This window comes from Pseudobdellovibrionaceae bacterium (genome assembly GCA_015163855.1).
Classification (GTDB): Bacteria; Bdellovibrionota; Bdellovibrionia; order Bdellovibrionales; family UBA1609; genus JAAOIH01.
The window spans coordinates 1-10,992 of sequence record JAAOIK010000036.1; the positions used below are offsets into that span (position 1 = coordinate 1).

12 protein-coding genes and 1 tRNA gene are annotated in these 10,992 nt (G+C 32.9%); 10 read left to right on the forward strand and 3 right to left on the reverse strand.

Annotated elements, in window-relative coordinates; translation table 11 throughout:
• The 10 genes from HAW63_04405 to HAW63_04450 form a co-directional block, all read left to right on the forward strand.
• On the forward strand, positions 1-857 hold an 857-nt coding region (locus tag HAW63_04405; GenBank protein ID MBE8163210.1), incomplete at its 5' end, for a hypothetical protein.
• A 91-nt stretch (positions 858-948) separates the two neighbouring features.
• Positions 949-1,236: a cell division protein ZapA gene (locus HAW63_04410; GenBank protein ID MBE8163211.1), complete on the forward strand. Its 288-nt coding sequence runs from the start codon at positions 949-951 to the stop codon at positions 1,234-1,236.
• A gap of 56 nt (positions 1,237-1,292) precedes the next feature.
• Complete coding sequence (locus HAW63_04415; protein MBE8163212.1) at positions 1,293-1,928, forward strand: 5-formyltetrahydrofolate cyclo-ligase; 636 nt, start codon at positions 1,293-1,295, stop codon at positions 1,926-1,928.
• Between the two features lie 3 nt (positions 1,929-1,931).
• Positions 1,932-3,506 (forward strand): ribonuclease Y, encoded by a 1,575-nt coding sequence (gene rny / locus HAW63_04420; protein ID MBE8163213.1) that lies wholly within the window; start codon positions 1,932-1,934, stop codon positions 3,504-3,506.
• A 9-nt stretch (positions 3,507-3,515) separates the two neighbouring features.
• Complete coding sequence (locus HAW63_04425) at positions 3,516-4,745, forward strand: tyrosine--tRNA ligase (GenBank protein ID MBE8163214.1); 1,230 nt, start codon at positions 3,516-3,518, stop codon at positions 4,743-4,745.
• A 28-nt stretch (positions 4,746-4,773) separates the two neighbouring features.
• Positions 4,774-5,130, forward strand: coding sequence for a (2Fe-2S)-binding protein (locus HAW63_04430; GenBank protein ID MBE8163215.1), 357 nt, complete (start codon positions 4,774-4,776; stop codon positions 5,128-5,130).
• Between the two features lie 13 nt (positions 5,131-5,143).
• Positions 5,144-6,331: an isovaleryl-CoA dehydrogenase gene (locus HAW63_04435; GenBank protein MBE8163216.1), complete on the forward strand. Its 1,188-nt coding sequence runs from the start codon at positions 5,144-5,146 to the stop codon at positions 6,329-6,331.
• Positions 6,332-6,341: 10 nt separating this feature from the next.
• Positions 6,342-7,283 (forward strand): adenosylmethionine decarboxylase, encoded by a 942-nt coding sequence (locus HAW63_04440; protein ID MBE8163217.1) that lies wholly within the window; start codon positions 6,342-6,344, stop codon positions 7,281-7,283.
• On the forward strand, positions 7,268-8,125 hold the full coding sequence (gene speE / locus HAW63_04445; protein ID MBE8163218.1) for a polyamine aminopropyltransferase: 858 nt from the start codon (positions 7,268-7,270) through the stop codon (positions 8,123-8,125). The genes HAW63_04440 and speE overlap by 16 nt, the downstream gene beginning before the upstream one ends.
• Before the next feature lie 11 nt (positions 8,126-8,136).
• Positions 8,137-8,838: an RNA methyltransferase gene (locus HAW63_04450; protein MBE8163219.1), complete on the forward strand. Its 702-nt coding sequence runs from the start codon at positions 8,137-8,139 to the stop codon at positions 8,836-8,838.
• Here the strand turns inward: HAW63_04450 and HAW63_04455 are convergent.
• The 3 genes from HAW63_04455 to HAW63_04465 form a co-directional block, all read right to left on the reverse strand.
• Complete coding sequence (locus HAW63_04455; protein MBE8163220.1) at positions 8,833-9,678, reverse strand: RNA methyltransferase; 846 nt, start codon at positions 9,676-9,678, stop codon at positions 8,833-8,835. The two genes, HAW63_04450 and HAW63_04455, sit on opposite strands and share 6 nt — an antisense overlap.
• 75 nt (positions 9,679-9,753) lie before the next feature.
• Positions 9,754-10,701 (reverse strand): hypothetical protein, encoded by a 948-nt coding sequence (locus tag HAW63_04460; GenBank protein MBE8163221.1) that lies wholly within the window; start codon positions 10,699-10,701, stop codon positions 9,754-9,756.
• 139 nt (positions 10,702-10,840) lie between these two features.
• Positions 10,841-10,917, reverse strand: a tRNA-Arg gene (locus tag HAW63_04465).
• Positions 10,918-10,992: the final 75 nt, after the last annotated feature.

The following is a 10,992-nucleotide window of genomic DNA, read 5'->3' on the forward strand; positions in this document are numbered from 1 at the left end:
AAGAAAGATTAGGTGCAGAGCTTAGAAAAATGTTTTCTGCAAACTTGGTAAAGGCTTTACAGTTATTAAAAGAATACGCTGTGCTACCGGTGTTATTTACGCACTTTAGGTATGCTGACATTAAAGAAAAACTAGCGCAGTTAGATACTAGTAACTATTTATTAAAGCCACAGGCGGCAGTAAAATCTTCTCTTTGCCAAGAGCAAAAAAAGCAACACAAGTTATTAAAGCCCTATTTTTTGTTATTAAGTATTATTGTGGCTCAATCGGATTTACCTCAAAAGTCTTTAAAGGCTTTGTCGTTTATAGAGGATTTAAAACAATTAAAATTTACCAAAGCCGAAGTTCAATCTTTAAATACCCTTTATCAATTGCTTTGCCTGTTAATGCACTTTCCTTTAAAAGAGTTTCTTAATAACACTCCCTTGCAAAAGGATTTTACTCAGTGGCTGGGCTCTTCTACCGCAGATGCTATTTGTTCTGTTGATGATTCTAAAACCGGGGATGCTAAAATTATAGATAAATTTAAAATCACAAACTCTAGCCTAAATGACCCCCGATGGAATGGGCATTATCAATTGGCTAACTTAATGGACATGGCCAAGCAGGACAAAGCGGTAAATGAGTGTATAAAATTTTTTTTATGTAAAAACTCTGTGTTTTCTTTAGAGGTGATAGAGCGCTTTAAAGTATATGTGCAAATAGTGGATTTTTTAGAAGAAAAGCCATTGGTTGTAAAATGGCCCAATACGGGCGCAGAACATATTGCACCGCATAATAGATCTAAGCTATTAAACCTAGTTTATGCTTATAAAATGCTGCCATTGCTTAAAACTGTTTTAGTAGAGCCTGTTTGACATTTTTAATAGCCTCTTTTATCTTTAAAGGAGATAGTTAAGTTTAAGTTAAATTAAGGGTTGAAAAAATTTAAAATGTTTCTGAGGTTTTATGCAAACAAGCATACATGAAATTAGAGTTGGAAAACAAGCAGTTAATATTAAGTCCTCTAAAAGTAAAGAGGAAGTTCAAGCTATTGTAAAGTTTGTAAATAAAAAGTTTAGGGAGTTAACCAAGTCTAGTCAGGGTATTTCTTTCCAAAACGCAATGATTTTAATTAGTTTGTCTCTAACCGAAGAGTTGTTTGAAACTAAAAAACAGGCCACAAATTCTCTAGGACAATTAGAGAAAAAAGCACAGAAAATTTTTTCAACCTTAGAATCTTCTCAAATTTTATAAAATAAGCTTAACCGCTTAAGTTTATAAAATAAAAAGAAGTTATAATAAGGTAAATAGTGCAAACGACAGAAGAAACTGTACAAAAACAGGCAATGCGAAAAGCTTTTTTACTAAAGCGTAAAGGTGTTGCACCAATATATAACTCTGATTTTCTAAAAAAAGAAAACTGTGTAATTGGTTTTTTAACACAATTATTACAATCCATTAGCCAAGACAACGGTAAAGACTTTTCTATTGGTGCTTATCGTTCTTTAAATGGAGAGGTTCCTTTAAAGGGGCTTTTCTCTACCTTGCCTTATCCTTGCAGTTTTCCAAAGGTGCAAGACGGGGGTTTACATTTTTATTCGGCAGACAAAGAGGCTTTGCACACAACTAATCTTCAAAATAAAAAATACTGGGTTAAAAGTAATTTGGGTGTTTGGGAGCCTCAGTGTAGTAAAGAAAGCCTTACCCCTAAGGTGTTATTAATTCCTGGTGTGGCCTTTGATAAAAACTTTATGCGATTGGGTTTTGGCGGTGGCTTTTATGATAAGTTTTTAAAAAATTACAAAGGCATTAAAATAGGTATTAGTTTTAGTGATTATGTTTTAGAAGAGCCACTTCCTTCAGAAAATCATGATGTGGCTATGGATTTTCTTGTTACTGATAAATGCATTTTACAAAAAGTGAACTCATTAAAAATTAAGGAATAAACAATGGACAATATTATATTTATTGTAGTTAGCTTTGCCATAGGTTATGGAATTTCTTTTCTGTTATATAAGGCAAAAATAAAGCTACTAGATGTTAAAAAAAGAGGTGTAGTGGATAAAGAGGTGGATCGTATTATTAATCGTGCTAAATCGAAAGCTGCTAAAATGCAAAAGCTTTCGGATATGAAATTAAAAGAATACGAATCTAAAGCCTACAATGAAGTGCAATCGGATATTAAAAAACGCCAATTAGAAATAGACAGAAAAGAAAAAGAATTTGAAAATTTTGAAAAAAAACAAATTCATTCTTTTAAGTCTGACGAAGAAGTTATTGATGCAAAAATAGAAGAATTAAAAAACAAAGAAGAGCAATTAAATCGGCACACTCTTCGTTTAGAAGATTTAGAAAAGCAAACCATAAAAGAAAAAGAACAATTAACATCTAAACTAGAAAGCATTGCGGGAATGAGCCCCGAACAAGTTAAAGAAGAATTAAAAGAATCTTTACGCTTAGAGGTCGAAAAAGAACTAGCTCCCATGGCTATGCAAATTGAAGAAAATGTTAAAAAAACGGCTAATGATCAAGCAAAAATTATTTTAAGCCAAGCTATTGCTCGTTACGCTAGTGAAGTTTCGTCGGAAAAAACCATTAGTATTATTGATTTACCTAACGAAGACATGAAGGGAAGAATTATTGGAAAAGAGGGGCGAAACATTAGAACTTTCGAAGCCGCTTGTGGGGTCGACATTATTGTAGACGAAACTCCTGGCACAGTGGTGATTTCTTGTTTTGATCCAGTAAGGCGCGAAATTGCTAAACAAACTTTAGCTAAGTTAATGGAAGATGGTCGTGTTCACCCAGCAAGAATTGAAGAAGTAGTAAGTAAGGTAAGAAATGAATTATTTTCTTATATTAAAGAATTGGGAGAAAAAGCCTGTTTTGAAGTGGGAGTGTATGGGCTTCACCACGAGCTAAGTCAATTAATAGGACATTTAAAATTTAGAACCCGAGGTTCACAAAATTTATACGAGCATAGTATTGAGGTTTCTTATATTGCCGGTTTATTAGCAGAAGAATTGGGAGTGAGTGTAAAGTCTGCAAAACGAGCAGGCTTACTTCATGATATTGGTTTAGCTGCGGATTACACCATAGAGGGAAATCATGCCGAAGTGGGGGCAAAGCTTGCTAAAAAGTATAATGAAAAAGTGCATATTTGCGAGGCTATTGCCAATCATGAAAAAGAAAACAGTGGTACTTTAATGGGTAACATTGTACAAGCGGCCAACAAATTATCTCAAGCTAGACCGGGGGCGCGAAACGCTTCTGTTGCTGGTTACATTTCGCGTTTAGAAGATTTAGAGTCTATTGGTAATAGTTTTGCGGGAGTATTAAAAACTTACGCCTTGCAAGTGGGTAAAGAGGTAAGAGTTATTGTAGACGGTGGTCAGGTTACCGATAAGCAAGCACAAATGTTAAGTTCTGATATTTCTAAAAAAATAGAAAGAGAAATGTCTTCTTATGGTCAGGTAACCGTTAATGTTCTTCGAGAAATTAGAGTTATTGGTTACGCTCAGTAAGGAGAAGTTTTGTTAAAACCAGAAGCTCAATTAAAAGAATTATTAAAGGGTGTGGAACAAGTTATTTCGAAAGATAACTTGTTAAAAAAATTAGTAAAAAGTTATGAAGAAAAAAAACCTTTAATTATTAAAGCAGGTTTTGACCCCTCTCGTCCCGATTTGCATTTAGGCCATGCTGTTTTATTAAATAAGCTAAAACAATTTCAAAACTTTGGCCATAAAGTAATATTTTTAGTGGGCGATTTTACCAGTTTAATTGGTGACCCTTCGGGAAGAGATGAAACGCGACCCATTTTAACAGCTAACGACATTAAAAATAATGCAAAAACCTATGCCGACCAAGCCTTTAAAATTTTAGACAAAAGCAAAACCGATTTAAAATACAATTCACAGTGGTTGTCTAAGCTTTCCTTTCAAGACATTTTACATTTGCAAAGTCAGTACACTGTGGCGCGAATGTTAGAACGAGATGATTTTCAAAAACGATTTAGTGCTAATAAATCTATTAGCTTACACGAATTTATGTATCCTTTGGTTCAAGGTTATGACTCGGTGGCTATTAAAGCCGATGTAGAATTGGGTGGAACCGACCAAATATTTAATTTATTAATGGGAAGACATTTACAAAAAGTTTTTAAGCAAGAACCTCAAGTGGTAATAACTCTTCCTTTATTAGAAGGTTTAGATGGAGTTAAAAAAATGTCTAAAAGTTATGATAACTATATTGCTTTAGAGGATAAGGCTATAGATATTTTTGGAAAAACAATGAAGCTTTCAGACAAGTTAATGCTTCGTTATTACGAATTACTTAGCGATTTAAGTGTCGAAGAGCTAAAACAGTTAAAGCAAGATATGGATAGTGGAAAACAACATCCCAAAACAGTTAAGTTAAATTTAGCTACATTTTTTGTATCCTGTTTTTACTCTAAAGCAGAAGCAGAAAAAGCTAGAGTAGAGTTTGATAAAATTTTTGCAAAAAAGCTATTGCCTAAGGATATTGAACAAAAGGTGTATAAAAGTGCAACTCATTTATCCGTGGTAGATTTTATTGCCTCTACTAATTTAGTAGATTCTAAATCAGAAGTGCGTCGATTAATTAAAGGGGGAGGGGTGTCCTTTATTTTCGAAAAAAATACGATAAAAATAGAAGATGAAAAAATGCAAATAGATTTAATTAATGGTAAAAATTTTGTTTTAAAAATAGGAAAAAGAAAATTTTTATCCATTAAAGTGGATTAATTAAAATAGTTAAAGAAAAGGTTTTATAATGAAAGTTAAATTTTTGCCACAAAATGTAGAAATTTCCATCAGCGAAGAGCAAACGATTATGGAATTAGCTCATAAAAATAATATTGGTATTAGAAGTGTATGTAATGGAAGAGCCTCTTGTGGAGCTTGTGTAGTGCATGTGGTTGAGGGGGAAGAAAATTTGTTACCTCCTACCCAAAAAGAGCAAAGTGTTGTTGGTAGTGGATTTTTTTTAGATCAAAAACGCTTATCTTGTCAGTTAAAATGTTTTGGCGATGTTACGGTGGATACAGGAAATGTAGAATCGCAATTTATAGAAAACTCTGCAGTCGATGGTGTTTGTTTAGTAGAAGAAGAAATGAAAGAAGAAAAATAAAAAAAGGCACAGCATGAGCTTTACTAAAATCGATTTATTTCAACCCACAGAAGAACATAAGTTATTGCGCAAAATGCTTCAACAGTTTGTTAAAGAAAAGGTAGAGCCTCAAGCAGCAGCGTTTGATAAAAAAGAAGAATTTAATTTACCTTTATTTCGCTCTTTAGGCGATTTAGGTTTACTAGGCTTAACTGTTTCTGAAGAATTTGGCGGTTCTAATATGGACGCAGTATCTGCGGTTATTGCTCACGAAGAGTTATCTTACTCTGACCCCGGGTTTTGTTTAGCTTACTTAGCTCATAGTATGTTGTGTGTTCATAATATTTATAAAAATGCCTCTAATGAACAAAAAAAAATCTATTTACCTAAGCTTTGTTCTGGGGAGTGGGTGGGTGCTATGGCCATGTCAGAGCCTCATGTTGGTACAGATATTTTAGGTTTAAAAACACAGGCAAAAAATAAAGGCGATCACTATATTATAAATGGTCGAAAAATGTGGATTACCAATGGAACTATTGATGAAAAAGGAACTTTAGCCGATGTAGTGCTTTTGTATTCACAAACAGAAAGTAAAGACAATAAAGCGCAGTTATCCACTTTTATTTTAAACCCTCAGTGTAAAGGTTTTTCTGTGGGACAAAAAATTCAAGATAAAATGGGAATGCGCGCCTCTAATACGGCCGAGTTAGTTTTGGATCAATGTGTGGCTCCGTTAGATACTTTAATGGGCACCGAGGGTTCTTCAATTATTCATATGATGCGAAATTTAGAATTAGAGCGATTAACTTTAGCAGCTATGAGCTTGGGTATTGCTAAACGCTGTTTAGATATTATGAATCGGTATGCAAAAGAAAGAGAAGCTTTTGGAAAGTCACTTTCTCATTTTGGTCAAATTCAAAAATACATTGCAGATAGTTTTGCAGAGTATTGGGCTTGCCGTAGTTATGTTTACAATGTGGCTAGACAATTAGATTTTAATAGTCAGGGGCAAAGGTTACATTCAGACGGAGTAAAATTGGTAACCTCAACGATGGCAAAAAAAGTAGCCGATCGTGCCATTCAAGTTTTAGGGGGTTACGGTTATGTTTCCGAATACCATGTAGAACGCTTGTATCGCGATGCTAAATTATTAGAAATTGGCGGAGGCACCATCGAAGCTCATCAAAAAAACATTACTAAAGATTTAGCGCGTAGCTTATAAAGGTTTTACCATGCTTTTTGAAGGTACAGAAAAAAAAGTAGAAATAATATTTTCTAAAGAAGTTAATATTAAAAAAAAACTACAACCTTTGTGGAAGGATATTTTAAATTTAGCTAATATTAAAATACTATCGTCTATTAGTAACAAAAATATAGAGGCTTACCTGCTTTCCGAATCTAGTTTATTTGTGTGGGATCACCGTATTTTGATTATTACCTGTGGGCAATCTAAGTTAATTAGCTCTATAGAATACATTTTAAAAAACATAGATAAAAAAAACATCGAATTTTTAATTTACGAAAGAAAAAATGAATATCTACCTTTAGAACAAAAAACCTCTTTTAAAGAAGATGTTGCTACTTTAAATAAATACGATAATGGCGAGGCTTTTTTATTGGGCGAGCTAGATGAGCATCATATGTTAATGTATTATTTAAATAAAAATTACACTTCTTCTAGCACCGATCAAACTACGCAGATTTTAATTAGTGGCCTGTCTTTAAAAACTATGAAATTTTTTAGCACTTGTAAAAATAAAAAAGATATTCAAAAATTATTAAATTTGCCTTCTTTTTTTTCAGACTATCTAATTAATGATTATATTTTTTCTCCATCGGGTTACTCTATTAATGCTATTAAAGACGATTTTTATTACACCCTTCACATTACCCCTCAAAAGCCTGTATCTTATGTAAGTTTTGAAACCAACATGGCCTTGGCCGATGAAGCTAAGCTAGTTAAACACTTTGTAAATATATTTAAGCCACGGAGTTTGGATTGTATATCGTACCTTCCTCAAAATGTACAAAAGCCCATAATTAATTTACAAGAACAATCGTATGTGTCTCGAAACACTTTTAGTAAAAATATAAGTAAAGCCTATAAAGCGGTGTTTACTTCGTATATTAGTAATCATAGTGAACAAAAGGAAGCCCAATGTCTAAAAATATAGTTACAGAAAAAGTAAATGAACAGTTATCTTTGCAGTACGCGTACAAAAAACAATTATATTGTAAGCAATCTAACTTTCAAAAAGTAGAAATTGTAGAAGGCACTTATTATGGAACCATGTTATTTAATAATAATGTAGCCATGGTTTCTACTCACGATGAGTTTGTTTATCACGACATGATTGCCCATGTGCCTTTATTTTTACATCCTAATCCTAAAAAAGTATTAGTTATTGGGGGAGGTGATGGTGGTACTGCTCGCGAAGTTTTAAGACACTCTAGTGTAGAATTGTGTGACATGGTAGAAATTGATGCTGCTGTAGTAGAGGCTTGCAAAAAACATTTGTCTCAAACAGCGCAAGTTTTTGAAAATGACAAATTGCATTTGTATATAGAAGATGGAATTAATTTTATTAAAAATTGTAAACAAAAGTACGATGTTATATTAGTAGATTCTACCGACCCCGTGGGTGCGGCAAGCCCTTTGTTTGATGATGATTTTTATAAAAATGTTTATTCGTGTTTGTCTGACAACGGCATTGTTGTAGCTCAAGGGGAGTCGCCTTTTTATTATTTTGATATGCAAAAAAAATTATGCCAAATTATTAGTACATTTTTTCCAATAACAGGAGTGTATAATTACGCCAACTCCACTTATTATCCAGGAGGGGCTTGGTCTTTTATTTTAGGTTCAAAAACTTTACACCCCATTAAAGATTTTCAGTCTTCTAAAGTAGAAAATAGTGATTTAAAATTTAAGTACTATAATGCGCAATTACATACAGCCGCTTTTGCGTTACCAGAATTTCAAAAAGAAGCTTTGCAAGCATTTACCACGCTGTAGAGCTTATAAAAATGTCTTCAAAAAAAATATTACATAATAGTTCTTTTTTTAGCCAAATTATTCCCTCTCATTTATCTTCTAACGAAGTGGTAAAAAAATTAAGCACTATTGCCACAGAAGAAAGGTGGCTTAAAATTCAAAAAGTGGTGGCCAGTCGCAGTTTTGATGTGGGTGTGTTGATGGAGGATATTTATGATCAAGGAAACATCAATGCAGTAATGAGAAGTGCCGAAGCTTTTGGTTTTATGCCCTTTTATATTTTAGATTATAATAAAAAAAATAAAAAAACCGCTAACAGAGTGTCGCAAGGTGCAGATAAGTGGCTAGATATTACTAAGTTTAATAGTTTGCAAACAAGCATAGATACAATAAAAAACGCCTCTTATAAAATTTATGGAACATCTTTAAAAGCTGCCAAACCTATAGAGGAGGTCGATTTTTCTGTGCCTCATATTATTGTAATGGGTAACGAACACAAAGGTTTAAGTGCAGAAATGGAAGAGGCGGTGGATTTAAATTTTAAAATACCTATGCAGGGTTTTTCGCAAAGCTTTAATATTTCTGTGGCAGCTGCTATTAGTTTAAGTTATATTTTTCAATATCGAAAGTCTCACAAAGTAAAAGAATGTTTATTTACAAAAAATAATTTTGTAGATTTGCAAGCACAGTATTTGTGGAAAAGTGTGCAAAGTGCAGAGAAATATTTTTTATAATTTAGCTGTATAATCGTATAGTGCAATACTTAAGGCCACTGTGGAGTTTAAAGAATCCAATTTTGGGCTCATGGGAATGGTTACTTTTTCGACGGCAATGTTACGGGGTAAACCAGGGCCTTCTTGTCCCACTAATAAACGCGTGTTTTTATTCCAAGTGTAGGTTGCTAAATTTTGTCCTTTTAAGTCTAAGGCCACAAAGGGGCTTTTGTTAACATGGGTGTAGGTTTCTAATTGCGTAATCGAAGGGCCTTGCTCTAATTGTAGTCGAAGGGCTGCTCCGTTAGATGATTTAATAACTTTTGGTAAAAAGGGGCTACAGCTTTCTTTAAGCAAAATTACTTTTTTAATACCAAAAGCTTCGCAGCTTCTAAATAAAGAACCCAAATTGTGTGGTTCTCCTAAAGCGCATAAAACTTCTAAGCCTTGTGCTTCTTCATTTATGTTAATGGGTTTTATTTTAGGGCAGTGGCCCACAAGCAAGGGGGCTTTGGTGTTCATAATATCTAGCTGGGCAAATAGCTCTTTTTGTAAAACAAAACCGTGCAAGTCTTTTAGTTGTAGCTTTTCATTTTTGGCTTTGCTTCTTTGGTAAGGGTTTAAGTCGTCTAAATATTTAGAGCTTAAGTAGTTTAAGTTTAATGCCTCTAGTTTTTCGTCAGGGTAGTTGTCGGGAATAATGACTTCTGAAAAAGGATAAAAGTTATTTAATAATGCATCTTCTATTAATTTTTGACCCATTAAAAAAAAAGAATTACTTTTTTTTATACCTTTAGCAGTAAATAAACTTTTAAAGCGTTTAAAATGGTCATTTTTCGAGCTAGTTATTTTATAAATCATAAATTACTATAAGCCACAAAAATAAGAGCTTGTCTTCTATAATTTTCTTTTTTTATTAGTTGTAGAAAAAGAAAATTATTTGTAAAGGTTTTTAAAATGTTTATCAATAAATGCAATTAGTAAATCATTGGCAATAAGCATATCTGTTTCTTTAAAGTTAATTTCACTTTGTTTTTGGTGTAAAAAGTTATTAAATACTTGTAATAAAGTTTTTGTTACTTTTTGCTTATTTTTATATTTAGCATTAGATAAGTAGTATTTCCATAAGTGATAACGAGCTTTATCAAATTGATGATGAGAGTCTGTATTTTTAACTTTTTTCCCTACTAAGTGTTGAAAATTTCTATTTAAAAAACTTCTTCTTTTTGCTGTTTTATGGGTTTGTTTAATAGCAGTAAAAAATAAGCCATCTGTAATGACTTTTGGGCTTTTAAAGTAAATGGCAGAAAAGCAGTCTGCAAAAAGCTCTGTTAAGCCAGAAAAAGGTGCAGAGTAATCTAGCCTTTGTTGTCTTTCCATTGTAGCGGCATTAGGGCTTAAATATTTCCACTCACTTTGTATAGATAGATAAGTTTTATTTTCTGTTAGGCTATAGATATTGCTATTAAAGTAAGCATGACCTAGCTCATGAACAGCGATAGGCAGGGAGTGAACAGGGTGTTTAGCAGTGCCTTTTTTAAGTGAAAATTGAATAGGGATATAAAGTATATTAAATAGCCCATGGAAGAAGGCAGTGTTAGCTTTTTTAACCACTAATATGCTTAATTTTTTGGGTATTTGTAGTTTTGCAGGTTTAAAAAAATTACAAACTTTAATTAAGTTTTTTTTAACACTACTAAGCTGTTTGGCCGAAGGGTTTTCTTTTGTGTTTTTTTCTCCCCCTGCAACCTCATATAAAAAGTTTTTAGAGTTACAGTTATTAACAGAGGCTAAGCTGATATTGGAATTTAGAGTAAAAATACTAAGTAGGCTAAGCATCAAAAATTTATAAAAAGTATTTGTTATAGCAGAGTTATGATGCATAAAAAGTCCTTTGTTTTATTTAGAGTAGAAGAACTAGTGTAGTATAAAAACAGCCTTAAGTCTAGCTATGCGGATTCTTGCAAGTACTTGAGATTATTTAAAAATTAAGAATTTTTAAGTTTTTTAGAAAAGAAAAAGATGGTGCACCCGAGAGGACTCGAACCTCTAACCCTCAGAGCCGAAATCTGATACTCTATCCAGTTGAGCTACGGGTGCAAAGCAAAAACAATAGCCCAACCATAATAGGTTTGTCTGCGTTAAAAGTAAAGACTCAGTTACAATAGATTAGAT